Annotated in this window: 22 protein-coding genes; 18 read left to right on the top strand and 4 right to left on the bottom strand. The window is 76.8% G+C overall.

The window, feature by feature from the left end:
- Positions 1-588: 588 nt before the first annotated feature.
- The gene (gene eccB, locus ABEA81_RS39525) at positions 589-2,025 is read left to right on the top strand and encodes a type VII secretion protein EccB (RefSeq protein ID WP_345612747.1); all 1,437 of its coding nucleotides are present in this window, start codon (positions 589-591) and stop codon (positions 2,023-2,025) included.
- Here the strand turns inward: eccB and mycP are convergent.
- Together mycP and eccD are read right to left on the bottom strand one after the other, a co-directional pair.
- Positions 1,948-3,213 (bottom strand): type VII secretion-associated serine protease mycosin, encoded by a 1,266-nt coding sequence (gene mycP / locus ABEA81_RS39520; RefSeq protein ID WP_345612745.1) that lies wholly within the window; start codon positions 3,211-3,213, stop codon positions 1,948-1,950. The genes eccB and mycP overlap by 78 nt on opposite strands.
- 248 nt (positions 3,214-3,461) lie before the next feature.
- The gene (gene eccD, locus ABEA81_RS39515; protein WP_345612744.1) at positions 3,462-4,844 is read right to left on the bottom strand and encodes a type VII secretion integral membrane protein EccD; all 1,383 of its coding nucleotides are present in this window, start codon (positions 4,842-4,844) and stop codon (positions 3,462-3,464) included.
- A 127-nt stretch (positions 4,845-4,971) separates the two neighbouring features.
- Here eccD and eccCa point away from each other — a divergent pair, with 127 nt between their 5' ends.
- The 7 genes from eccCa to glmM all read left to right on the top strand — a co-directional run bounded on the left by eccCa (position 4,972) and on the right by glmM (position 13,427).
- Positions 4,972-8,796 carry a type VII secretion protein EccCa gene (gene eccCa, locus ABEA81_RS39510; RefSeq protein WP_345612742.1) on the top strand — a complete coding sequence of 1,275 codons (3,825 nt, stop codon included), beginning with the start codon at positions 4,972-4,974 and terminating at the stop codon, positions 8,794-8,796.
- Entirely contained in the window at positions 8,793-10,148 is a 1,356-nt protein-coding gene (locus tag ABEA81_RS39505; RefSeq protein WP_345612740.1) for a type VII secretion-associated protein, read from the top strand. Before eccCa ends, ABEA81_RS39505 begins: the two co-directional genes overlap by 4 nt.
- A gap of 90 nt (positions 10,149-10,238) precedes the next feature.
- Positions 10,239-10,550 (top strand): WXG100 family type VII secretion target, encoded by a 312-nt coding sequence (locus tag ABEA81_RS39500; protein WP_345612738.1) that lies wholly within the window; start codon positions 10,239-10,241, stop codon positions 10,548-10,550.
- Between the two features lie 11 nt (positions 10,551-10,561).
- Positions 10,562-10,849: a WXG100 family type VII secretion target gene (locus ABEA81_RS39495; RefSeq protein ID WP_345612736.1), complete on the top strand. Its 288-nt coding sequence runs from the start codon at positions 10,562-10,564 to the stop codon at positions 10,847-10,849.
- Positions 10,850-11,051: 202 nt separating this feature from the next.
- Positions 11,052-11,495 (top strand): 50S ribosomal protein L13, encoded by a 444-nt coding sequence (gene rplM / locus ABEA81_RS39490; protein ID WP_345612734.1) that lies wholly within the window; start codon positions 11,052-11,054, stop codon positions 11,493-11,495.
- Between the two features lie 53 nt (positions 11,496-11,548).
- Positions 11,549-12,079 (top strand): 30S ribosomal protein S9, encoded by a 531-nt coding sequence (rpsI, locus tag ABEA81_RS39485; RefSeq protein WP_425570852.1) that lies wholly within the window; start codon positions 11,549-11,551, stop codon positions 12,077-12,079.
- 4 nt (positions 12,080-12,083) lie between these two features.
- Positions 12,084-13,427 carry a phosphoglucosamine mutase gene (glmM, locus tag ABEA81_RS39480; protein ID WP_345612732.1) on the top strand — a complete coding sequence of 448 codons (1,344 nt, stop codon included), beginning with the start codon at positions 12,084-12,086 and terminating at the stop codon, positions 13,425-13,427.
- A gap of 528 nt (positions 13,428-13,955) precedes the next feature.
- Here glmM and ABEA81_RS39475 read toward each other — a convergent pair.
- Positions 13,956-15,137, bottom strand: a complete 1,182-nt coding sequence (locus ABEA81_RS39475; RefSeq protein ID WP_345612730.1) for an FAD-dependent oxidoreductase — start codon at positions 15,135-15,137, stop codon at positions 13,956-13,958.
- Between the two features lie 84 nt (positions 15,138-15,221).
- Between ABEA81_RS39475 and ABEA81_RS39470 the strand changes: the two genes are divergently transcribed.
- Both ABEA81_RS39470 and ABEA81_RS39465 read left to right on the top strand, forming a co-directional pair.
- A complete protein-coding gene (locus ABEA81_RS39470) occupies positions 15,222-15,488 on the top strand; it encodes a hypothetical protein (protein ID WP_345612728.1) in 267 nt (88 codons plus the stop codon).
- Positions 15,485-15,808 (top strand): hypothetical protein, encoded by a 324-nt coding sequence (locus tag ABEA81_RS39465; RefSeq protein ID WP_345612727.1) that lies wholly within the window; start codon positions 15,485-15,487, stop codon positions 15,806-15,808. Before ABEA81_RS39470 ends, ABEA81_RS39465 begins: the two co-directional genes overlap by 4 nt.
- 21 nt (positions 15,809-15,829) lie before the next feature.
- On the opposite strand, the gene ABEA81_RS39460 is transcribed toward ABEA81_RS39465, so the two are convergent.
- Positions 15,830-16,669, bottom strand: a complete 840-nt coding sequence (locus tag ABEA81_RS39460) for a dienelactone hydrolase family protein (protein ID WP_345612725.1) — start codon at positions 16,667-16,669, stop codon at positions 15,830-15,832.
- Positions 16,670-16,736: 67 nt separating this feature from the next.
- On the opposite strand from ABEA81_RS39460, the gene ABEA81_RS39455 reads away from it, so the two are divergent.
- The 8 genes from ABEA81_RS39455 (at position 16,737) to tsaD (ending at position 24,006) form a co-directional block, all read left to right on the top strand.
- Positions 16,737-18,182, top strand: a complete 1,446-nt coding sequence (locus ABEA81_RS39455) for an NAD(P)H-hydrate dehydratase (RefSeq protein ID WP_345612723.1) — start codon at positions 16,737-16,739, stop codon at positions 18,180-18,182.
- A 77-nt stretch (positions 18,183-18,259) separates the two neighbouring features.
- On the top strand, positions 18,260-19,432 hold the full coding sequence (gene alr / locus ABEA81_RS39450; RefSeq protein ID WP_345612721.1) for an alanine racemase: 1,173 nt from the start codon (positions 18,260-18,262) through the stop codon (positions 19,430-19,432).
- Positions 19,429-20,532 (top strand): alpha/beta fold hydrolase, encoded by a 1,104-nt coding sequence (locus ABEA81_RS39445; RefSeq protein ID WP_345612719.1) that lies wholly within the window; start codon positions 19,429-19,431, stop codon positions 20,530-20,532. Before alr ends, ABEA81_RS39445 begins: the two co-directional genes overlap by 4 nt.
- Entirely contained in the window at positions 20,529-20,993 is a 465-nt protein-coding gene (tsaE, locus tag ABEA81_RS39440; RefSeq protein WP_345612717.1) for a tRNA (adenosine(37)-N6)-threonylcarbamoyltransferase complex ATPase subunit type 1 TsaE, read from the top strand. The genes ABEA81_RS39445 and tsaE overlap by 4 nt, the downstream gene beginning before the upstream one ends.
- Positions 20,990-21,712: an HAD family hydrolase gene (locus ABEA81_RS39435; RefSeq protein ID WP_345612715.1), complete on the top strand. Its 723-nt coding sequence runs from the start codon at positions 20,990-20,992 to the stop codon at positions 21,710-21,712. Before tsaE ends, ABEA81_RS39435 begins: the two co-directional genes overlap by 4 nt.
- 115 nt (positions 21,713-21,827) lie before the next feature.
- Positions 21,828-22,490 carry a tRNA (adenosine(37)-N6)-threonylcarbamoyltransferase complex dimerization subunit type 1 TsaB gene (tsaB, locus tag ABEA81_RS39430; RefSeq protein ID WP_345612713.1) on the top strand — a complete coding sequence of 221 codons (663 nt, stop codon included), beginning with the start codon at positions 21,828-21,830 and terminating at the stop codon, positions 22,488-22,490.
- A 26-nt stretch (positions 22,491-22,516) separates the two neighbouring features.
- On the top strand, positions 22,517-22,969 hold the full coding sequence (rimI, locus tag ABEA81_RS39425) for a ribosomal protein S18-alanine N-acetyltransferase (RefSeq protein ID WP_345612711.1): 453 nt from the start codon (positions 22,517-22,519) through the stop codon (positions 22,967-22,969).
- A complete protein-coding gene (gene tsaD / locus ABEA81_RS39420) occupies positions 22,966-24,006 on the top strand; it encodes a tRNA (adenosine(37)-N6)-threonylcarbamoyltransferase complex transferase subunit TsaD (protein ID WP_345612709.1) in 1,041 nt (346 codons plus the stop codon). The genes rimI and tsaD overlap by 4 nt, the downstream gene beginning before the upstream one ends.
- The last annotated feature ends 163 nt before the right edge of the window (positions 24,007-24,169 follow it).

Below are 24,169 nucleotides of genomic sequence, written 5' to 3'. Positions count from 1 at the left end.
CTGAGCGCACCGGCGAACCGGCCGAGTACGCCCGGTACGAGGCCGGCTCGCCGGCGCACTCAGCGAGAACCTGGATCCGCCGATATACGCACCGAACTTCCGACTCGGGACACTAGCGTCCCGGACCGAAACTCCGCGCGTTCCGCTGAACGCTGCAGTGGTGTCCACGGCCTCGACATCGACGTGACGGGTCTCAGCTCAGACTCACTCCTCACACGCCCCGACGAACGCGCCGGCCGAGACCGGTGCGCCGGGCCACCATGGAGACCGCCCGGGATCGGCGTCGTCGCACGCCCGATTCGGCAACACCATCCATGCCGGACGCCAGGTCCCGCTTCCGCCGATCACGCCTCATCCGGCCCCCGCCGCCACGACTCCCGCCACCACGAGCAGGACACCACCGCCGTGCCACCGCCGTGACGGGCTGATCGGTCGGGCGCCGCCGCCCCGGTCGCGGCGAGCAGCACCTCACCGCAGCCGGCACCACCGCGGAGTACTGCTGATCACCGTCCCGACCGTCAACGCCCTCCGGCCGAGGATTCCTCCGAACGCCCACGCCGGAGCGGGGCCCGCGGCTACCGTCGGCTCGTGTCCCGCCGTGCGAACGCCGTGCCGGCGCCGGCCACCCGCGACCAGGCCGATGCCTACCGCTTCGGCCTCCGGCGGCTCGAGGCGGCGCTGGTGCGGGGCGACCCGGTGCCGCTGCACGAGCAGATCCGGTCGCAGCGGCGCGCCGCGCTGGCCGGGGTGGTGCTCGGGCTGCTCGGTCTCTGCGGGGCCGCGGTGCTCGCGGCGGTGTCGCCGCAGCCGGACTGGACCCACCAGGCCGTGGTCGTCGGCGCGAGCTCCGGCGCCATGTACGCGGTGGCGCACGACCCGGACCGGCTCGTCCCGGTGGCGAACCTGCCCGCCGCCCGGCTCGTGCTCGCGGCGCTGCGGGCAGGCGGGAGCACCGACGTCGACCCCGCGGGCGCCGTCCCCGTCCGGGTCCCGGACCCCGTGCTCGACGGGGCCCCGCGCACGCCCGCGGCGGCCGTCCCCGGCGCGCTGGCCGTGCGCCCGGGTGGGCCGCCGGTGCCGCCGAGCTGGGCCGTCTGCGACTCCGTCACGTCCGACGGGGCGCTCGCGGGCACCACCGTGATCGGCGGTGCCGCGCCGCCTGCGCCCGACCGGCCCGAGGACGGCGTGCTGCTTGACGCGGGCGGGGCCACCTGGCTCGTCACGGCGGGCAGGCGGCACCGCGTCGACACCGCGGACGGGCGGGCGACCGCGGCGCTGGGGATCACCGGCCGGGCGCCGCGGGCGGCGTCGCCTGCCCTGCTGTCGCTGCTGCCCGAGGGGCCACCGCTGGTCAACCCGGCCGTGCCGGGCCGCGGCCTGCGAGCGCCGGACGGGCTGCCGGGCCGCGTCGGGGACGTGCTCGTCGCACGCCCTCCCGGTGGCGCCGCGCAGCACTACGTCGTACTCGCCGGCGGCGTGCAGGAGGTGCCTGCGGTGCTGGCCGAGCTGCTGGTCGCGGCCTCCGGGTCGCGCGAGCCGCGGCCGGTCGGCGCCGCGGACCTGGCCGGTGCGGCCGTCGTCGACGAGCTCCCCGTCGCCGGATGGCCGGACGTCGCCCCGCGGGTGGTGGAGGGCGCCGATGCACCCGTCCTCTGCTGGACGTGGGCCGCCGGTGGCGACCCGGCCGGCGCCGTCGGGACGGGCCCGGCGCTGCCGCTCGCGGGGCGGGTCCCGGTGCAGCTCGCGCAGGCCGACGGGCCCGGCGACCGGCTCGACGCCGCGGCAGTGGGGCCGGGCGGCGCGGTGCGGGAGACCGGCCCGGGCGGCGAGCCGGACCCCGGGCGGCTGTGGCTCGTGTCGGGCAGCGGTGTGGCCCACCGGGTGGCCGACGAGGCCACCGCGGCCGCGCTCGGGATCACCGCGGCCGAGCCGGCACCCGAGGGCGCCCTACGCCTGCTCCCGACCGGACCCACCCTGGACCTGGCCGCCGCGGGTCGGGTGGTCGACGTGCTCCCCGTCCCGTAGCCGCACCCGGCCCGGGCGGCGGAGCAGCACGACAGCAACGAAGGCAGCGGCGAGGAGGACCGCCGCCGCAAGCAGGTCCAGCGGGCTGTCGGGGGCCCGCGGCGCGTCGCGAACGAGCCGGGTGCCGGGGAGCTCGGCCACGAGCGCCGCCGCGTCCGCCGGCCCCTCCGGCGCGGGGACGAGCCGCGCGGGCAGGGCGGTGAGCGCGGCGACCGGGTCCACCACGCCGTGGCCCAGCGTGCCGCCGTCGCCGGGCGAGCTGCGCGCGGTGGCCAGGATGCGGTCCACGACCTCGGGCGCGGTGAGCTCCGGGAACCGCTCGCGGACCAGCGCGGCGAGCCCGGCCACCCACGGCGCCGCGAAGCTGGTGCCGTCCAGCCCGCCGGTGGTGCCGCCGCCCACGGCGAGCGAGCGCAGCCCGGTGCCGGGCGCCGCCACGTCGACCCACGGGCCGGGCATCGTGAACGGTGCCGGCGCGTCGCCGGGGCCGACCGCGCCGACCGTCAGCACGTCGGCGTCGTACCAGCCGGGGAGGGCGACCTGGTCCCGCTCGCCGGCGGTGCAGGAGCCGGACCCGACGTTGCCCGCGGCGGCGACCACCACGACGTCCGCCGCGGCGGCGGCCTGCAACGCGGCCTGGAGCGGGGCGCCGGCCGCGGCGGCGCGGGCCGCCGGCAGGCAGACGGCCTCCGAGATGTTGACGACGTCGGCGCCCGAGCGGATGGCGAGCACGACCGCCTCCGCGAGCGTGGTGGTGTCGCCCGCCGCGCGCCGCCCACCGTCCGGCGCGGGCACGTCGAACGAGGGGCTGGACTGCCGGATCGCGAGCAGCCGCGCCTGCGGGGCGATGCCGACGGGCGTGGCGGTGCGCCCGGCGCCGGCCGGGCCTGCGGCGATCAGCCCGGCGACGGCGGTGCCGTGGCCGTCGCAGTCCTCGAGGCCGTCGCCGCCGGTGAGGTAGTCGCCACCCCCGCGCAGCCGGGAGCCGAGCAACGGGTGCGGGGCGACCCCGGTGTCGATCACCGCGACCACCTGGCCGAGCCCGGTGGCGAGCAGCTGGAGGTCGTCGAGGCGCATCCGGGCGGCGACCGTGCCCGCGCCCGATGCGTCGGCGCGCGGCGGCGTGCAACGCCGGGTCGCTCGGATCCCCGGGGCCGGATCCGGCCGCAGCCCGCGGGGCGGTGCCATGCGGACGACGAGCGGCGGCCCGGGCGGCGCGGGATCGCCGGTGGGGCCGGGGGCGGCGGGCCACGCCAGGGAGGCCGGGCCGATCGGGGCCGGTGCGGCGTGCGGTACACCGGCGATCGGGGCGACCGCCGCGAGGGCCGCTGCCGCGAACCCGAGCCGGACCCGCGACCGCCGGTGATCGTTGCGAGACCGGACGGATCGTCCACGCCGGGGCGCCGAGCGCGATCGCGGATCGATCACCGACGGGCTCACAGCCCGCGGACGAGCCGGAAGAGGTCCATCGCGGCGAGTGCCAGCGGCACGGCGGCGGCGACGAGGACCATGTCGAGCAGGTCGATCGCGCGCCGCGACACCGGGGAGCCCGCCGGGCCGCTGCGCCCGATGGTGACGAGCCCGAGCCCGGCCACCGCGAGCAGGACCCCGACCGCGACCAGCCGCGGCAGCGGCTCGGGTCGGACGGCGGTGAGGGCCGCGAGCCCCGCAAGGCCGACGGCAGCGCAGCCGAGCAGCGTGCGCGCCGGCGCGGGGTCGGCGAAGCCGCGGGCCCGCAGGGCGAGCACCGCGACGATCACGCAGGCCAGCGCGGGCCCGGCCCACCCGCCCGCGGCCGCGGCCGGGAGCGCCGCCACGACGGCCACGGCGGCGCATCCGCCTGCCATCCCGGCGAGGTAGCCGCGGGCGAGGTCGGAGCGCTCGGCGAACTCGTCGGGCGGCAGGATGTCCGGGCCGTGGTCGGCCGCCACGAGTTCGATGCCGTCGGCAGGCACCACCGGGCGGGGCAGACCGGACAGGCGGAGCGCGACGCGGGGCAGCAGCGGCCCGACCACCACGGCGAGCGCCCCGACCGCCGCCGCGACCGCCGGTGGCGGGCTCCCGAACCGCGCTACGGCCAGCGCGCCCAACCCCACGGGTACAGCGGCCACCACGACGGCGACGAGTGCGGGTGCCACCACCCGGAGCGCGACCTGGGCGGCCGCGGCCACCGTGCCTGCTGCCGCTGCGGCGAGCAGCAGCCGCGCCGCCGGGGACGACCCGGGGAGCGCCGCCCACCCGGCCGCGACGGCGAACGGCACGGCCGCGAGCGCCGCGGTGCGCCCGGCGAGGTGGGTGTGGAGGCCCGGCTCCACGCGGGCCGCCCGCGCCGCGAGGCCCACCGCCCCCGCAGCCGCGAGTGCGGCGACCGCCGCCCGCACCGCCGCGGTGCCGGGACCGCCCACGGTGAGCAGGGCGGCCCCGGCCGTGGCGACCAGCAGCACCGCGGCGGCGGGGAACCTTCGGTCGTCGCCGCCCGTGCCCCCTGCACGGGAGGCGAGCGCGTCGACCGGGTCGTCGAAGACGGGCGGCGGCGGTGGCGGGACGTCCGGCGCGAGCCGCAGCAGCTCGCCGTCGGGCACCCCCAGCTCGGCGAGCGACGCTCCGGGTGGGAGCGGCGCGCCCGCCGCCGCCGTGAGCCGCCACGGCACCGGCCGCATGCCGAACACCGGCTCGCCGACCAGGTCGAGCATCATCGGGACCAGCTCGGCCACCGGCACGTCGGCGGGGAGCGCCAGGTCGACGGTGGCCCGCGGCGCGAGCACGGTGAGCCGGCGGTAGGGCGCGCGGTGTGCCGCCTCCTGGCCTGCGGTGAGCATCGTGGGTCCCCTCCGCGTCGCCGGCGCGAGTTCTGCGAAACGGCCCCGGCGTCACCCGTCGGCTGCCTAGCATCGCAGCGCCGATGGCCCAGTGGGGGCGTTTCGAGTGAACTCGTGGGGGCCGAAGATGCCGCGACCCGCACCACCCCCGATGCCGGGCGGCGAGCTCGTGCTCGAACCGCCACCCGAGCCCGAGCGGCTCGTCCCGGCGGGCGTGCTGCAGCGGGTGCTGCCCCTGGTCGTGCTGGTCGGTTCCGTGGGCTTCGTCGCCGTGGCCGGGGTGGACCAGCCGACCTCGTGGCTCTTCGGCGGGATGTTCGCGATCTCCTCGCTCGGGATGCTGCTCACCGGTAGCGGTCGCGCGGGCGGCGGCCGCACCGCCGACATCGACGAGGACCGCCGCGACTACCTGCGGTACCTGTCCGTGCTGCGGGGGCGGGTGCGCGGCATCGCGGCCGAGCAGCGCGCGGCGCTGGAGTGGTCGCACCCGGAACCGTCCGCGTGGCCGGCGGTGCTGCGGGCGGGCCGGATGTGGGAGCGCAGCCCGGCGGACCCCGACTTCGCCCACGTCCGCATCGGGCGCGGCGCGCAGCGCATCGCCACCCGGCTCGTGCCACCGCAGACCGGGCCGGTCGACGGCCTCGAACCGGTCACCGCGCTCGCGCTGCGCCGCTTCCTGCTGGGCCACTCGGTCGTCCCGGATCTGCCGGTGGCGCTGTCGCTGCGGGCGAGCGGGATGGTGTGGCTGGAACCGGCGGGTGGGGCCGGCATGGACCACGTGCGCGCGCTGGCCCGGGCCGCCGTCGCCCAGTACGCGCTGTGGCACGCGCCTGCCGACGCGCTGCTCGCCGTGGTGGCGCCGCCGTCGCTCGCCCACGAGTGGGAGTGGGTGAAGTGGCTGCCGCACGCGGGACACCCGCGCCGCCGCGACGTGGTGGGGCCGCTGCGGATGATCACCGCCGAGGCCGGCGACGTGCGGCACTGGTGGCTCACCGAGCTCACCGGCCGCCCGCCCGGCCCGGGGATCGGGGAGCCGCACCTGCTCGTGGTGGTCGACGGCGTGGCCGAGGGGCCGGGGGCGTGGGCTGGTGTCGCGGGCGTCACCGTGCTGCGCGTCGGCGCACCGCAGGCCAGGCGCGCTGCGCCCTCGGTGGTGCGGCTGCTGGTGGCGCCGGAACTCCTGCTGCGCGGCAGCGGCGCCGAGCGGCCCGCCGTGATCGGGCGTCCGGACGGGCTCACGGTCGCGGAGGCCACGGCGCTCGCCCGCAGGCTCGCCCGGCACCGCGCGGCGGATCTCACGACGGGAGGCGATGCGGCGCCGGCGGGGCCTGCGGGCCTGCCCGCGTTGCTCGGCCTCGCGCCCGGCCCGGCCGGGATCGCCGCACTGCGGGCCCGCTGGGCGGGCTCGGACGCCGATCGGCTGCGGGTGCCGATCGGTGTCGACGAGAGCGGTGGCGCCGTCACCCTCGACCTCAAGGAGGCGGCGCTGGGGGGCAGCGGCCCGCACGGGCTGTGCGTCGGCGCCACCGGATCGGGCAAGAGCGAGCTGCTGCGCACGCTCGTGCTCGGCCTGGCCGCCACCCACTCCTCGGACGAGCTGAACCTCGTTCTCGTCGACTTCAAGGGCGGCGCCACGTTCCTCGGGCTCGCCGGCCTCCCGCACGTCTCCGCGGTGATCACGAACCTCGCCGACGAGCTCGGTCTCGTCGACCGGATGGCCGACGCGCTGGCCGGCGAGATCACCCGCAGGCAGGAGCTGCTGCGCGCGGCGGGCAACCTCGTCGGCGTCACCGAGTACGCCGCGGCCCGGCGGGCGGGCGCCGATCTGCCGCCGCTGCCCGCCCTGTTCGTCGTGGTCGACGAGTTCTCCGAGCTGCTCGCGCAACGGCCGGAGCTGATCGACCTCCTCGTCACGATCGGCAGGCTGGGGCGCTCGCTGGGGCTGCACCTGCTACTGGCGTCGCAACGCCTCGACGAGGGGCGGTTGCGGGGCCTCGAGTCGCACCTGTCCTACCGGATCGCGCTGCGCACGTTCTCCGCAGCGGAGTCACGCGCCGTGCTCGGCGTGCCGGACGCCCACCAGCTGCCGTCCGCGCCCGGATCGGCGTTCCTCGCCACCGGCACCGGGGAGCTCCTCCGGTTCCGCTCCGCGTACGTGTCGGGCCCGGACGCGGCGCCGAGCGCGCCGGCCCCGGCGCCGCGCCGCCCACGGGCCCACCCGTTCCGGGTCGCACCCGTGCGGGTGCCCGACGCACCACCTCCGCCCGACGAGGACGTCGCGGACGGGCCCAGCGTCTTCGACACCGTGATCGCGGCGATGACCGGCACCGGCCCGCCCGCCCACCGGGTCTGGCTACCCCCGCTGGGCGACCCACCGCCGCTGGACGAGGTGCGCCGGCCCGCCCCCGCCCCGCTGGTGGTGTCCGTCGGGCTGGTCGACCGGCCCTACCAGCAGCGCCGCGACCCGCTCGTCGTCGACCTGGCCGGTGGGCACCTCGCCGTCGTCGGTGCCCCGCGCACCGGGAAGTCCTCCGCGCTCGCCACCACCGTGCTGGCGCTCGCACTCGCCTGCCCACCCGGCGAGCTCGGCGTGCACGTGCTCGACTTCGGCGGCGGCGCGCTCTCGGCGCTGGCCGGGCTCCCGCACGTCGGCACGGTCGCCGACCGGCAGCAGCCGGACCTCGTGCGCCGGGTCGTCGCCGAGTTCGCCGCCGTGCTGGCGCGGCGCGAGCAGCTGTTCCGGGAGCACGGGATCGCGTCGGTCGAGGAGTTCCGGGCCCGCCGGGCCGCGGGGGCGTTCCCCGACGAACCGGCCACCGACGTCCTGCTCGTCGTCGACGGCTACCTCGTCCTGCGGGGCGAGTTCGACGACCTGGAGGCGCGACTGCTGCCGCTGGCGGCGCAGGGCCTGTCCTACGGGCTGCACCTCGCGCTGTCGGCCACCCGCTGGAGCGAGCTGCGCCCCGCGCTGAAGGACCTGGTCGGCGGGCGGATCGAGCTGCGGCTGGGGGAGGCCGCCGAGTCGGAGGTCGACCGGCGCCGGGCCGCAGCCGTACCCGTTCGCCCCGGGCACGGGCTCGCGGCCGACGGCGCGCCCGCCGTGCTCGCCGCGCCGCGGCTCTCCACCGCCGACCTGCCGGCGCTCGTGGCCGGGATCGTGGCCGACCGGCCCGGCCCGGGGTTCGCCGAGGTGCGGCTGTTGCCCGACCGCATCGACCTCGGCCGGCTGCCGCCGGGTGCCGCGGGCATCCCGCTCGGAGTGGACGAGGAGCGGCTCGCCCGCGTGGTGTTCGACCCCGCCGTCGACCCCCACCTGGTGTGCTTCGCCGACGCGGAGAGCGGCAAGACCGCGCTGCTGCGGCTCGTCACGCACGGCGTCGTCACCGGGTTCGCGCCGGAAGAGGCGCGCATCGTGGTGGTCGACCACCGGCGCACCCTCCTCGGCGCGGTGCCGGACACCCACCTGATCGGCCACACCAGCACGCTCGACGCCACGGCCGAGGCCGCCCGCGAGGTGGCCGCCTCGCTGCGCGGGCGGCTGCCCGGCCCGGACGTCACGCCACGGGAGCTGCGGGAGCGCAGCTGGTGGAGCGGGCCCGACGTGTACGTCCTCGTCGACGACTACGACCTCGTCGCACCCGGGTCCGGCACGGCGAACCCGCTGCTCCCGCTCGTGGAGTTCCTCGCGCAGGCCAAGGACGTCGGGCTGCACGTCGTGGTCGCCCGGAGGTGCGGTGGCGCCGCGCGTGCGCTGTACGACCCGGTGCTCGGGCGGCTGCGTGAGCTCGCCACCCCCGGCCTCGTCATGAACGGCAACCCCGACGAGGGAGCCCTGATCGGCGCGGTCAAGCCCGCCTCCGAGCCGCCGGGGCGTGGCGTGCTGGTCGACCGGCGCCGCACCGCCCGCCGGGTTCAGCTCGCGTGGCTACCGCCGCAGGACGACGGCGCGTGACGGGCACCCCGGTTCGCGTCGCGGTCCAGGAGGGCGCGGGGTCGGTCCGCGTCGCGGGCGCGGAGATGGACGGCCCGCCGTGGCTCATCGCCGAGCTGCCGGCGCCGGGGCCCGGGGTCGCCGCACTCCTCGCCGAGCTCGTGGGGCCACCGCCGGATGAGCTGGTGCTCGTCCACCCCGCGCGGTGGCCACCCGCCCGAGCCGAGCGGTGGGCGCGGGACTGCGCCGGGCTGGCCGGCCGCGTACGCACCGTGCCCGCCCCGCTCGCGGCCGCAGGGCCGGGTGCGGTCGCGGTGCTCGACGTCGGGGCGTCGGTGGCGGAGGCGGCGCGCCTGGACCCCGCGGGCCACGTGCGGGCCGTGACCGCGGTGGAGGTGGGCGGGCGGCTCCTCGACGATCTCGTGGCCGCGCACACGGGCCGTGATCCGGCGGCGGCGCGGGCGGTGCGGGAGGCGCTGTCGCTGCTCCCGGCCGCGGACGGCGTCGAGGCCACGCACGTGCGGCGGCTGCTCGCCGAGGCGCTGACGGCCGCGGTGGCGGCGGTGCGCGACGTGCTGGCGGGCGCCCCCCGGGTCCTGCTCATCGGCGGCGTCGCCCGTTCCCCGTTGCTGGCCCGGGCGGTGGACGAGGCGGGCATCGCGCAGGTGGAGGTGGCGCCCCGCCCGGAGGCGGCCGCGGTCCTGGGTGCCCTCGAGAGCACCGTGGAGCCTCAGTGCCGTTCCGAGGGCCGTTCCGAGGGCCGTTCCGAGGGCCGCGGAGCAGCACCACGGCTCCAGGCTGCCGACCTCCTGCCCGCGACCGCCCGTCGGCGGCCTGGGCGGGGGGCAGCCCTCGGCGTTCTTGCTGCCGTTGCGTGCGTGGTGCTGCTCCTGATCGGGCGGCTCCTCGGGCCGGTCGCCGACGCGGAGCCGGCCGGCGTCCTCGTGCAGTACGGCTACCGGCTGGACGTGCCCGCGGGCTGGGAGCACACGGGCGGGCTGCCCGAGCGGCGCAGGGTGCTGCTCACACCGCTGGCGGCACCGGAGGGCAGCGACCTGATCGCGGTCGAGCGCTCCCCGCTCGGCTACGACACGGCCGCCGAGCCGCAGCGGGCACGGGCCGAGCTGCGCGCCGCGTTCGACACCGCCGTGACCGCCGGCTCGGCGTTCTCCGGCTACGACCCGGACGGGCGCTTCGCCGGGCGGCCGGTCACCACCTACCGGCAGGAGGAGCCCGGCGGCACGGTCGTCGAGTGGTTCGTCGTCCTCGAGCACGACGCGCAGCTGAGCGTCGGCTGCCGTCACACGCCCGCCGGCGCCGCGGCGGTGCGGGCGGCCTGCGCCGTGGTCGTGGCGTCGGTCCGCGGCGGGTGACGTTCACACCTGCGAACGATCTGCCGCGTTCCGCCCCGCAGGGCGGGTGCCGGTGCCAGCGTGACGGCATCCGCACGGAAGGAGACCGGCATGACCCAGGGGTTCGGCACCAGCGTCGAGGAGATGCAGGCGGCCGCGAAGCACGTGCTCGGCGTGAACGACGCGGTGCAGGCCGACCTGGCCACGCTGCGGGCCCGGCTCGCCCCGCTCGCAGGGGCGTGGCGGGGCGCAGCGGCCGCGGAGTTCGGGAAGCTCATGCTGCGGTGGGACACCGACGCGAAGGCGCTGAACGACGCCCTGCGCGGCATCGGCGAGTCGATCCAGGGCAGCGGCGCGAGCTACCAGGCGCAGGAGGACCGGCACAGCGGCGACCTGTCCGCGATCCGCGCGGCGCTGGGCTGAGGGGGGCCGGGATGACCGAGATCAGGGTCACGTTCGCGGCGCTCGAGGCCGCGCAGTCCGACGTCACGGGCGTCGCCACCCGCATGACCGGTCGGCTGGAGGACCTCAAGCGGTTCCTCGCGCCGCTGGTCGCCACGTGGGACGGCCAGGCAGCCGCCGACTACCAGGTCAAACAGCGCCAGTGGGACACCGCGGCCGCGAACCTCGCGACGGTTCTGGGGCAGATCGGGGTCGCGCTCGCGGCGGCGAACGAGAGCTACCGGAGGGTCGAACAGGCCAATGCGGCACGCTGGAGATGAGGCCCCGCGTCGGCGGGGAGGGGGCGTTTTGACCCTCCTCGGACGCGGCGGGTACCCTCGTTATTCGATGTGCGGCGGGTGGACACCCGCGGCCGTGCCACACGGCCCGCACGGCCCGGCCCACGGGCCCGGCGCCCCAGCATGCCGCACTCGCGCACCGAAGGCAGCTCCCACGAGCAGACGACAGCGACGAGGTAGGTCCGTGCCCACGTACAGCCCCAAGCCCGGCGAGATCACCCGCGCCTGGCACGTGATCGACGCCACCGACGTGGTGCTCGGCCGCCTCGCCACGCACGCCGCCACCCTGCTGCGCGGGAAGCACAAGCCCACCTACGCCCCGCACATGGACACGGGCGACTTCGTCGTCATCGTCAACGCCGAGAAGATCGCCGTCTCGGGCACCAAGCGGGACGACAAGTTCGTCTACCGCCACAGCGGCTACCCGGGCGGCCTGAAGCAGCGCACCGTGGGCGAGATGATCGAGAAGCACCCGGACCGGCTCGTCGAGAAGGCGATCAAGGGCATGCTCCCGAAGAACCGCCTCGGTCGGGCGATGGCCAAGAAGCTCAAGGTCTACGCCGGCCCCGAGCACCCGCACGCCGCGCAGAAGCCGGCCGCGTTCGAGATCACCCAGGTCGCCCAGTGACGAATCCCGAGGCGACCACGCCAGACGCGACCACACCAGAAGAGGGACAGCCCGTGACCACCCCCGAGTCCGAGATCGAGGCCGTCGAGGAGGCCGCGGTCGACGCCGAGGCCACCGAGATCGCCGACGCCGCCGACGAGTTCGACACCGACATCGCCGCGGACGTCGCGCTGCCGGAGATCCCGGCCGTCTTCTCCGACCGGCCGATCCAGACCGTCGGCCGCCGCAAGGAGGCCGTGGTCCGCGTCCGGCTGATGCCCGGGTCCGGCGCCTTCCGCCTCAACGGCAAGTCGCTCGAGGAGTACTTCCCGAACAAGCTGCACCAGCAGCTGATCCGGGAGCCGCTCGTCACGGTCGAGAAGACCGAGCGCTTCGACATCTTCGCCAACCTCAAGGGCGGCGGCACCTCCGGCCAGGCCGGTGCGCTGCGGCTGGCCATCGCCCGTGCGCTCGTGGAGGCCGACTCCGAGGACCGCCCGCCGCTCAAGAAGGCAGGCTTCCTCACCCGCGACCCGCGCGTCATCGAGCGCAAGAAGTACGGTCTCAAGAAGGCCCGCAAGGCGCCCCAGTACAGCAAGCGCTGACGTTTTGAGCGCACGGCGTCTGTTCGGCACCGACGGCGTCCGCGGACTGGCCAACGGCGAGCTCCTCACCCCGGAGCTCGCCGTGGCGCTCTCGGCGTCGGCCGCCCGGGTGCTGGCCGAGCGGGACCGTTCGCGCCGCCCGGTCGCCGTCGTCGGGCGTGACCCGCGGGCGAGCGGTGAGATGCTCGAGGCCGCGGTCGTCGCGGGGCTCACGTCCGCCGGTGCCGACGCGGTGCGCGTCGGGGTCCTGCCCACGCCCGCGGTGGCGTACCTGGTCGGTGACCTCGGGGCCGACCTCGGCGTGATGATCTCCGCGTCGCACAACCCGATGCCGGACAACGGCATCAAGCTGTTCGCCGCCGGCGGCCACAAGCTCCCGGACGCCGTGGAGAGCGCCGTCGAGGACGGCCTGGGTGCCGCGGCGGTCCGGGCCACCGGCGCGGCGATCGGCCGGGTGCGCGATCTCGGCGACGCCGCCGCCCGCTACCGCGATCACCTGCTCGCCGCGACACCGGCTCCGCTGTCCGGGCTGCGTGTTGTGGTCGACTGCGCGCACGGTGCCGCCTCCACGGTGGCCCCCGAGGCGTACCGGCGTGCGGGTGCCGAGGTGGTCGCCCTGCACGCGGAGCCGGACGGGCTCAACATCAACGACGGTGTCGGCTCCACCCATCTCGGCCTGTTGCGCGAGGCCGTCCGTGCTCATGGTGCCCACCTGGGTATCGCCCACGACGGCGACGCCGACCGCTGCCTCGCCGTCGACGCCACCGGCGCGGAGGTCGACGGCGACCGGATCATGGCCGTGCTCGCCATCGCCCTGCGCGAGGCGGGCGAGCTGGCCGCCGACACCCTCGTCGCCACGGTCATGAGCAACCTCGGCCTGCACCTGGCGATGCGCGAGGCCGGCATCACGGTGCGCACCACCGCCGTCGGCGACCGGTACGTGCTCGAGGAGCTGCGCGAGGGCGGGTTCAGCCTCGGCGGCGAGCAGTCGGGGCACGTCGTGATGCCGCGGTACTCCACCACCGGCGACGGCCTGCTCACCGCGCTGCGGCTGATGGCGCGCATGGCGGCCACCGGGCGGTCGCTCGCCGAGCTCGCCGCGGTCGTCACGCCGCTGCCGCAGGTGCTGCAGAACGTGCGGGTGGCCGACAAGGCCGCGGTGGCCGGGTCCGCCGCCGTCCGCGAGGCGGTCGAGAAGGCCGAGGTCGAGCTCGCGGGGTCCGGGCGGGTGCTGCTGCGGCCGTCGGGCACCGAGCAGCTCGTGCGGGTGATGGTCGAGGCGCCCACGGCCGAGCAGGCGCAGGCCACCGCCGTCCGGCTGGCCGAGGTCGTCGCCGCGGTCCACTAACTAGACGGTTTATTCCCATGGGCAAGCCCGTGGGGTCCTTCTCCGGGCCTCCTGGCGGCGCCGCGCGGTGTGCGAGGCCGCCCCTCGCAGCTCGAGGGCGCCTCCGGCGTCGCTGCGCGATCCGTGACCTCCGAGCCTCTGCGGCCCCTACGGGCAGCACCGCGGGCAGGCCCGGGGTCTGCCCGAGGGGGCGCGCAGCGCCGCCGGGAGGCGGTCCCACCGACGGGGGCGGCGCGCGGCGATCAAGGGCAAATGGTTGCTTTGCAGCCGTGACCAAGGGCAAATGGTCGCTCCCGGAGATCATTTGGCCAGCATTTCCCCTTGATCGGCGATCCGGTGCGCGTGCGGCACCTCGGACGACACCACGTGCATGGCGGGCCCGGGTGTCACCTTCGTGCGTCCCGCCCGCCGCGACGACGCCCACGGTTGAGCGCTCCCCGACCGCCCTCGACCACTGAGAACCCGGGAATAACCATCCAGTGGCCGGCGGCCGGTGCGGACTTTCGCCCGCCGATGACGGACCGGGCGTCAGGGGGAGCTGTCGACCCCGGCGTAGGCGTGCGCGAACCAGCGCGCGAGCAGCGGGTCGCCGAGCAGTGCCGCGAGCCAGCCCTCCCGCAGGCCGGTGGCGAACCCGCCCGGCGCCGCGCCGGGGGTCTCGGTGCCGTTGCGGAAGCCGGACATGAGCACGCGCAGGTACCACATCGAGAACGCCTCGGTGCGCCAGATCGCGGGCAGGCGGGTGTCGGAGTACGCCGCGAGCCGGCGGCCGTCCCCCGCCGGCCCGAACCGGTCCACCAGCCCCGCGGCCAGCTCGACCGCGTCCTGGATGGCGAGGTTCATCCCCTTGCCGGCGGCGGCGGTGATGAGGTGAGCCGAGTCGCCCGCGAGGAAGAGCCTGCCGTCCTGCATCGGCTCGACGACCCGGACGCGGAGGTCGACCAGGGTCGGCTCGCCGAACGGCACGGCATCGAGCTTGCCGTGGATGTCCAGGCGGTGCGCCAGCTCGGCGCGGATCCGGTCCTCCGGCCAGTCGGCGAGCGTGTCCGTGCCCGGCACCTCCACGTAGTAGCGGGTCTGGTGGGGTCCCCGGCGCATCTGCCCCGCGAAGCCGCGCGGGTGCAGCCCGTAGATCGTGTGCTCCTCCATCGGAGGGGCGTCGGCGATCACCGCGACGATGCGGGCGGGCAGGTCCTCCTCGCTCGTTCGCAGGCCCGTCATCGCGGCGGCGACCACGCTGTGCGAGCCCTCGCACCCGACCACGGCCCGGCAGGCCACCTCGGCGCCGCCGGCCGGCGTGACGACGGCGCCGTCCGCGTCCTGCCGCACCGCCGTGACCGGGGTGCCGAATCGCACGTCGACGCCCGAGGCGACCAGCGCGTCGCTGAGGGCTCCGACCAACAGGTGCTGCGGGTAGATGTAGTTCGGGCGGTCGCCGGTCAGCAGGCCGTAGTCGAAGATGGTGGACGCGGTCGGTGTCCGGAACTCCATGCGCCCGTTCCGCATCGTGAAGTCGAGGTCCACGTCGGCGATTCCCGCGGCCCGCAGCAGCTCCACCGTCCGGTACTCGATCAGGCCCGCGCCCGGCCTTGCCGTCAGCTCTTCCCGGGACCGGCGTTCGAACACCGTGACCGGGATCCCGGCCTGCTGGAGCAGGCGGGCGAGCACCAGGCCGGCCGGACCGGCACCGACGACAACGACATCCCCCATGACGTCCCCCTCGACATCGCCCGCCCCCGCGGTGATTTCCGCGTTCGCCCCCCGGCGGATGGGCGGTGAGGGCACGATCGTCGCATGCCCTCCGAGCTGCATCTACGTCCCGAGCGGCTGCGCGACCACGCCCGTTCGGCGTCCGGGCTGGCGGACGAGCTGTTCGCCGCCCTGCGCGGCGCGCCCGTGGGCTTCGACGCCGAGCGGTTGCAGGGCGCGGTCCGGGCGGCGGTGTCCGAGCTCGCGGAGCTCGCCGCCGCGCTCCACGGTGCCGCGGCCGCCGGGAGCGCGGCCGATGCGGAGGTGTCGGCGACGATCACCCGCCTCCGGGACGTTCTGGAGCGGCCGTGACCGACGACGCGCTCCACGAGGCGGCGCGGTGGTGCGCGCGGCTCGCCGAGGTGCTCGGCGACGTCGGGCGCCGGGCCGGGGAGCTCGGGCAGCTGGTGGCCCGCGACTGGCCGGACTCCCGCGGTCGCGAGTGGGCGGAGCGCACCTCGGCGCTCGGCGCCCTGCTCGGCCGGGAGGCGACGGCCGCTGCCGAGCTCGGTGGGTCGTACGCGCGCGCCGACCGGCGCACCGGGATGCGTCTCGGCGGCACCGACGCCCAGCGCGTCGACGACGCGCGCGGCATGCGGATCGCCGAGCTCGATCCACCGGCACCCGGTTGAGGCGGCCTGCGGGCCCCGCGGTCAGTGCACGGGGCCGGAGCGCGCGGTCAGGGTGGTGCCGGGCACCTTGCCGTCGACGAGCACGTCGACGCGGTCCTCGCCCTGGAGGTGGTGCAGCAGGAACGCCGTGACGAGCGCGCGGGCGAGGCGGCGCGTCTTGGCGTCCGGGCTGCCGGAGAGCACGAAGTCGCTCCAGTGCACGCCCTCGAGGAAGCCCGTGTGGGAGGCCTTGGTGAGCGTGCGCAGCCAGACCGGGCCGCCCGCCGACGCCGCGACCGGCTCGGCGTTGCCGGCCGCGGGTGCCACCGTGTCGCGGCCTGCAGCGAGGTGCAGCACGGGTACCGTGACCGACCGCGCCGCGTCGAGGACGGCCGCGTGGGTCTGCGCAGGCGCGATCGTGACGACGGCCGCCACCCGCGGGTGGGCCTGCGCGGCCATGAGCGCGACCCCGCCGCCGATCCCGTGGCCCGCGAACGCGGTGCGGCGGGCGTCGACGCTGATCCGCCCGTCGCCGAGGCGCACGCCTGCGCACACGTCGATGGTGGTGCGCAGGTCGGCGGCGAAGCCGGCGTGGCTGGGCAGCGGCCCGCGGTGGCTGCCGGGGGCGGCGGCGACGATGCCCCAGGACGCCAGGTGGCGCAGCAGGTCGGCGTAGCGCTCGGGCGGCTGCAGCCAGTCGTGCCCGAACGCGACGGCGGGCAGCCCGAGGCCTTCCGCGGGCGCGAAGACGACGCCGGGGAGGCCGACCATGCCGAGGTCGCCGCGCAGAACGGTGTGCGGGCCGGGCCGCGACAGCTGCTCGACGGCGTCCTTGGCACCGCGCACCTCGGGCGGTCGGGCTGCGGAGCGGGTGCGGGTCACACGCGCACGTTAGCCGCCCCGGCGTGACGAGGCGACGGGACGCGCGCGGCCGTCCTACGCTCGGCGCATGAGGGGTGTCTGGACCGCCCGGCAGGTGCGGGATGCCGAAGCCGTGCTGCTGGCCCGCACCCCGGAGGGCGCGCTGATGCGGCGGGCCGCGTTCGGGCTCGCGGTGCACGCGCGCCGGATGCTCGCTGAGAACGGGCGGGTCGCCGGGCGGCGGGTCGTGCTGCTCGTCGGGGCGGGCAACAACGGCGGTGACGCGCTGTGGGCCGGCATGGAGCTGCGCAGGCGCGGCGTGGGCGTCACCGCGGTGCTGCTCGACCCGGCGCGGGCGCACCCGGAGGGGCTCGCCGCCCTGCTGCGCGCAGGCGGGCGCGTGGTGGACGCCGAGGCGGGGCTGGTGGCCGTGGCCGGCGCCGACCTGGTGGTCGACGGCGTCGTCGGCATCTCCGGCCGGGGCGCGCTGCGCGAGCCGGCTGCCCGGCTGGTCGCGGCCGTCGAGCACGCAGGCGTTCCGGTGCTGGCGGTGGACCTCCCCAGCGGGGTCGACCCGGACACCGGCGCCGTCGACGGTCCCGCTGTCACGGCTGCCGCCACCGTGACCTTCGGCGCGCTCAAGCCGGTGCACGTGCTCGCCGCCGCCCGCTGCGGACCGGTGCACCTCGTCGACATCGGGCTCACCCCGCTCCTGCCCGAGCCGCACGCCCGCGTGCTGGACGCCCCCGACGTGGCTCGGCGCTGGCCGGTGCCCGGCCCGGGCGACGACAAGTACACGCAGGGCGTCGCGGGGATCGCGGCCGGGTCGGCGACGTACCCCGGGGCTGCCGTGCTGGCCAGCGGGGCCGCCGCGCTCGCCACCAGCGGCATGGTCCGGTTCGCCGGCAGCGCCGCGCCCGGCGTGCGCGACCACTGGCCGGAGGTGGTCGCCTCCGGGTCGATCGAGGAGGCCGGGCGCGTGCAGGCCTGGGCGGTGGGGCCGGGCATCGGCACCGACGACGCCGGGCGCGCGGTGCTGGCGGCGGCGATCGCCGCCGAGGTTCCGCTCTGCGTGGACGCCGATGCGGTCACGCTCCTCGCCGCCCACAAGGACCTCAGGGACGCGCTGCGGGGACGGCCCGTGGTGCTGACCCCCCACGACCGCGAGTTCGCCCGGGTAGCGGGCGATGTCGGCACCGACCGGATCGGCGCCGCCCGCCGGGCCGCGGCCGACCTCGGCGTCACCGTGCTGCTCAAGGGCAACGCCACCGTGGTCGCCGACCCGGACGGGCGCGCGCTCGTGCACCCCGCGACCTCGTCCTGGGCGGCCACGGCCGGGTCCGGCGACGTCCTGACCGGCATGATCGGCGCCCTGCTCGCCGCGGGCCTCGAGCCGTGGTGGGCTGCTGGTTGCGCCGCGCACGTGCACGGACTGGCGGCGGATCTGGCCGCGCGCGGCGCCCCGGCCCCGGCGTCGCGGCTGCAGGCCGCGCTCCCGGCGGCGATCCGCTCCGTCCGGGCCTCTCGGCGCTAGCGGGACGACCGGGGATGCCCGCTCCCGGGGTGGCCGGAGGTCGGGCCAGCCGGGATGCGCAACTCGTGGCGAATGCGATGATTGACCACGTGGAGTCTCCGTCGAGCGCGCCGCGGGCCGAGGCCCTCGTCGACCTCGCCGCCGTCCGCCACAACGTCGCGGTTCTCCGGGCAGCCGCCCCTGGCGCCGAGCTGATGGCAGTGGTCAAGGCCGACGGTTACGGGCACGGGGCGGTGCCGGTGGCGGAGGCGGCGCTGGCCGCGGGCGCGTCGTGGCTGGGCGTGTGCACCCTCGACGAGGCCGCCGAGCTGCGCGCGGCCGGGATCACCGCGCCCTTGTTGTCGTGGCTGCACCTGCCGGACGACGACTTCACCGATGCGGTCACCACCGGCGTGGACCTCTCGGTCGCCTCGAAGGCGCACCTCGCGGCCGTCGTCGCGGGTGTCCGGCGCGCGGGCCGTCCGGCGCGGGTGCACCTGAAGGTCGACACGGGGCTCTCCCGGGGCGGGGCGCAGCCCGCGGAGTGGGACGACCTGCTCGACGACGTCGAGAAGGCGGCTGCCGACGGACGGGTGGAGGTCCTGGCGGTCTGGTCGCACCTGGCCAACGCCGACGTCCCCGGCCACCCCTCGCTGGACGTGCAGGCTGCTCGGCTCACCGCGGCGTGGGAGGCGGCTCGCGAGCGCGGGTTCACCCCCATCCGGCACCTGGCGAACGCCGCGGCCACGCTCACGCGGCGCGACCTGCACTTCGACCTGGTGCGGCCGGGTATCGCGGTGTACGGGCTCGACCCGCTGGGGCGCCCGCCCGCCGAAACGTCGCTGCGGCCGGCGATGACACTGCGCGGCCGGGTGGCGCTGGTCAAGCGGGTTCCGGCGGGGGAGGGCGTGTCGTACGGGCACGAGTGGACCACCCCGCGCGACACCACGCTCGCCCTCGTGCCGGTCGGGTACGCCGACGGCGTGCCGCGGCGGCTGGGCGGCCGGATGCGCGTGTGGCTCGGCGGCGCCCTGCGGCCGGTCGTCGGCCGGGTGAGCATGGATCAGGTCGTGGTGGACTGCGGGGACGACGCGGGCGTCCGGGAGGGTGACACAGCGGTGTTCTTCGGGCCCGGCGACGATGGGGAGCCGACCGCACAGGAGTGGGCGGACGAGCTCGGCACCATCCACTACGAGATCGTGACGGGCGTGCACAGCAGGCGAGTGATCCGTACGTACACCGGGGCCGCCCGTACCGGGGTCACAGCGTGAGACGAGGGCAGATCTGGGGCGCCGTGGCCGGAGCGGCGGGCGCGGCGGTCACCGGCGTCGCCGTCGGCGTGGCCGCCCGGAAGCACTCCCGGGTCGCGGCGGATCGCAGGCGGCTGGAGACGCAGCTGTCGGAGAAGCCGCCGCTGCTGGCAGGGCTGCCGGAGAGCGAGCCGTCGTCGGTCACCGCCGACGACGGGGTGCGGATCTCCTGCGAGGAGATCGAGGCGAAGGACGGGAACCCGGCCCTCACCGTCGTGCTCGTCCACGGGTTCGCGCTCGACCGGCGCACGTGGCACTTCCAGCGCCAGTCGCTGCCCGCGCTCACCGACCCGTCGATCAGGGTCGTGCTGTACGACCAGCGCAGCCATGGTCGTTCCGAGCGGGCCCCGCGCGAGAGCTGCACGATCGAGCAGCTCGGCCACGACCTCGACGCGGTGATCAGGGCGCTGGCCCCCGACGGCCCGCTGGTGCTCGTCGGCCACTCCATGGGCGGCATGACGATCATGGCCCTGGCCGAGCAGAACCCGGAGCTGTTCACCGAGCGGGTGGTCGGCGTGGCGCTGGTGGCGACGTCGGCGGGCGAGGTGGGGAGCGCGGGGCTGCCGGGCACGCTGCTCTCGCGGCACAACCCGCTCACCCGCGGCGTCGGCCTGCTCGCGCGGGTGCAGCCCACGCTCGTGGAGACCGCGCGGCGGGCGCTCGGCGACGTCATCTGGTCGCTCACCCGCAGCTTCGCCTACGGCGACCGCAACGTCGCGCCGTGGCTGGTCGACCTCGTCGACACGATGATCAGCACCAACGCGGTCGGCGCCCTGATCGACTTCGCCGACACCGTGAACAGCCACAACCGGGTGGCCGCGCTGCCCGCACTGGCCGGCTGCGAGGTGCTCGTAGCGGCGGGCGACGCCGACCGCGTCATCCCCTCCACGCACAGCGATGTGATCGCGGCCGAGCTGCCGGACGCCAGGCTCGTCCGCTTCCCCGGCGTCGGGCACCTGCCGATGCTCGAGCAGCCTGCGGCGATGGACGAGGCCCTCGTCGATCTCATCCGGCGCAGCGCCGACCGCGTCCGTCCCCGCCGGTTCCGGTGGCGCGCATGACCACGGGACTGGAGCTGGACACCGAGTTGGTGCTGCCCGAGCCCGCCGACACGGAGGCGCTCGGCGAGCGGCTCGCCGCCGAGCTGGGGCCCGGCGACCTCGTCGTGCTCTCGGGTCCGCTGGGTGCGGGCAAGACGGTGCTCGTGCGGGGCATCGCCCGCGGGCTCGGGGTGGCCGGCCCGGTCACGTCGCCGACGTTCGTGATCGCCCGCGAGCACCGCCCCCTGCCCGGCGGTCGCGGCGTGCCGCTCGTGCACGTCGACGCCTACCGCATCGGCGGCGCCGCGGAGCTGGACGACCTCGACCTCGACACCGATCTCGCCGAGGCGGTCGTCGCCGTCGAGTGGGGCGAGGGTGTCGCGGAGCGGCTTGCCGAGCGGCACCTGCTCGTGCGGCTGCAACGGCAGCCCGACGACGCGCGCACGGCCACGGTCTCCCGCATGGAGGAACAGGTTCGGTGATCGAGGCGGTGATCTTCGACTGGGGCGGCACGCTCAGCCCGTGGAAGACGGTGGACAACCTCGCGGGCTGGCGCCTGCTCGCCGACGTCCTGCACGAGGGCGACGAGGAGCGGGCCGCCGCGCTCGCCGACGCACTGCTCGCCGCCGAGGACGCCCGTTGGGCCGCGGTGCGCGACGAGCACCGGGCGTTCACCATCGCGCAGGTGCTGGCCGATGCCGCCACCCACCACCCGGCCGACGTGCCTGCGGCGGTGCACGAGGCCGCGCTCGCCGTCCACCGCGAGTTCTGGCTCGGCCAGCTCCCCACCGACCCCGACGCCGCCCCGGTGCTGCGCACCCTGCGCGAGCGCAGGCTGAGGCTCGGGGTGCTGTCGTCCACCTCGTGGCCGCGCGACTGGCACGAGGACCGGTTCCGGACCGACGGCGTCCTGGACCTCTTCGACGCCTGCGTGTGGTCGAGCGACCTGGAGTGGACCAAGCCGCACCCCTCGGCGTTCCGGGCCGCGATGGACGCCGTGGGCGTCGACGACCCCGCGCGGTGCGTCTACGTGGGCGACCGGCCCTACGACGACATCAGCGGCGCCAAGGCCGTGGGCATGCGGGCGGTGTTCGTGCCGCACTCGACCATCCCCGTCGCACAGCAGGTGCCGGTGGACGTGCACCCCGACGCCGTGCTCCACCGCCTCACCGACCTGCCGGACCTGATCGCGGACTGGTGAGGAGGCCGTCCACCGGAGCGAGCGGCACCTCGGCCCGCACCTGGCGCGCGGGTGGCCCGTTCGCTCGTGGGACCCACGTCGACCGCCGGAACCGCCCCGCTCGTAGGCTCGAAGTGTGCTGGTCCTGGCCATCGACACCGCAACGCCCGCCGTCACCGCGGGAGTGGTCGAGCTGACCGCGGACGCCGTCCTGCTGCGCGCCGCGCGGGTGGAGCAGGACGCCCGCAAGCACGCCGAGCTGCTGATGCCGGCCGTGCACGCGGTGTGCACCGATGCCGGCACCTCGTTGCGCGGGATCGACGCGATCGTCGTGGGTGCCGGTCCGGGTCCGTTCACCGGACTGCGGGTCGGCATGGTCACCGCCGCAGCGCTGGGCGACGCGCTCGCCGTGCCGGTGCACGGCGTGTGCTCGCTGGACGCGATCGCGATCGAGGCGGCGGGGGAGGGCCCGCTGCTCGTCGTCACGGACGCCCGGCGCCGTGAGGTCTACTGGGCCGCGTACGACGAGGCGGGGGAGCGGGCCGACGGGCCGCACGTGCAGGCACCGGCCCCGGTCGTCGAGCGGGCCCGCGAGCTGGGCGCGGTGGCGGCGGCCGGTGGGTCGGCGGCGCTCGTGGGGCTGCCGGTGCGCCCGCCGGAGTCGCCGTCGCCGACCGGTCTCGTCGCGGTCGCGGCACCGGCCCTGCGCGCGGGCACGGCGCCGGACCCGCTCGTCCCGCTGTACCTGCGCCGCCCCGACGCCGTGGAGCCCGGCGCCCGGAAGCGGGTGAGCGCCTGATGCCCGCCCCGGCGCCCCATAGCTCGGTGCAGATCGACCTGCTGCGCGAGTCCGACGCCGCGCGCTGCGCGGAGCTGGAGCGGCTGCTCTTCCCCGGCGACGACCCGTGGAGCGAGCGCGCGTTCCGCGAGGAGCTGCGGGCCGGGCACCCGTACCTGGCCGCGCGGGACGGCGAGCTGCTCGTCGGGTACGCGGGGCTCGGGTTCGTGGCCGGGCCGCCGGAGGCCGAGGCGGAGATCCACACGATCGGCGTCGATCCCGCCCACCAGCGGCGCGGCATCGGCCGTGCCCTGCTGCGCGGGCTGCTCACGGTGGCCGACGAGCTGGGCGCCACCGTGTTCCTCGAGGTCCGCACCGACAACGAGGCCGCGCGGACGCTCTACGAGGCGGAGGGCTTCGCCGTCGTGGGCCTGCGCAAGCGCTACTACCAGCCCAGCGGCGCCGATGCGTACACCATGCGGCGGGGATCGAGTTCATGATCGTTCTGGGGATCGAGACGTCCTGCGACGAGACCGGCGTGGGCGTGGTGCGGCTCGCCGACGACGGGGGCGTCAGGTTGCTGGCCAACGAGGTGGCGTCGTCGGTGGACGAGCACGCCCGCTTCGGCGGCGTCGTGCCCGAGGTGGCGTCGCGAGCGCACCTGCAGGCGATGGTGCCCGCCGTGCGCCGCGCGCTCGCCACGGCGGGCGTCACCGGGCGGGACGTCGAGGCGGTCGCGGTCACCGCGGGGCCCGGGCTCACCGGCGCCCTGCTCGTCGGGGTCGCCGCCGCGAAGGCCTACGCCGCCGCATGGGACGTGCCGCTCTACGGGGTGAACCACCTCGCCGCGCACGTCGCCGTCGACACGCTGCAGCACGGCCCGCTGCCGCCGGCGCTCGCGCTGCTCGTCTCGGGCGGGCACTCGAGCCTGCTGGACGTGCCCGACCTCGCCGGTCCGGTCACCCCGCTCGGCGCCACGATCGACGACGCCGCGGGGGAGGCATTCGACAAGGTCGCGCGCCTGCTCGGGCTCCCGTTCCCCGGCGGGCCGCACATCGACCGCGTGGCCCGCGACGGCGACCCGGCCGCGATCGCGTTCCCCCGCGGCCTCACCGGCCCGCGGGACGCGCCCTTCGACTTCTCCTTCTCCGGCCTGAAGACGGCCGTCGCCCGCCACGTCGAGGCCCTCGAGCGGGCGGGTACCCCGGTGCCGGTGGCCGACGTGGCCGCGAGCTTCCAGGAGGCGGTCGTCGACGTCCTGACGGCCAAGGCCGTGCGCGCGGCCCGGGAGCGCGGGATGGAGACGCTGCTCCTCGGCGGCGGGGTGGCGGCCAACTCGCGGCTGCGCGCGCTGGCCGAGGAGCGCTGCGCGGCGGCCGGCATCCTGCTGCGGCTGCCCCGTCCCGCGCTGTGCACGGACAACGGGGCGATGGTGGCCGCGCTGGGCGCCCACCTCGTCGCGGCGGGCGCGAAGCCCAGCCCGGCAGATCTGCCGGCCGACTCCGCGCTCCCGGTCACCGAGGTGTTGGTCGGCTGACCCCCGCTCACACACGAACTCCGGCGCCGGCACACCAACTGCAGTTGGTGTGCGACGACATCAGTTGGTGTGTGAGCCGGGCTCAGCGGCTCGTCGCCGTGCTCGCCGTGCCCCTGTCCGGGCAGCCCGTGAAGCCGCAGACCGTCGCCGGCTTCGCCCTCAC

The sequence above is a fragment of the Pseudonocardia adelaidensis genome (assembly GCF_039543345.1).
Classification (GTDB): Bacteria; Actinomycetota; Actinomycetes; order Mycobacteriales; family Pseudonocardiaceae; genus Pseudonocardia; species Pseudonocardia adelaidensis.
The sequence above is the reverse complement of the archived record's forward strand: the minus strand, read 5'-3'. Positions and strand labels throughout refer to the sequence as shown.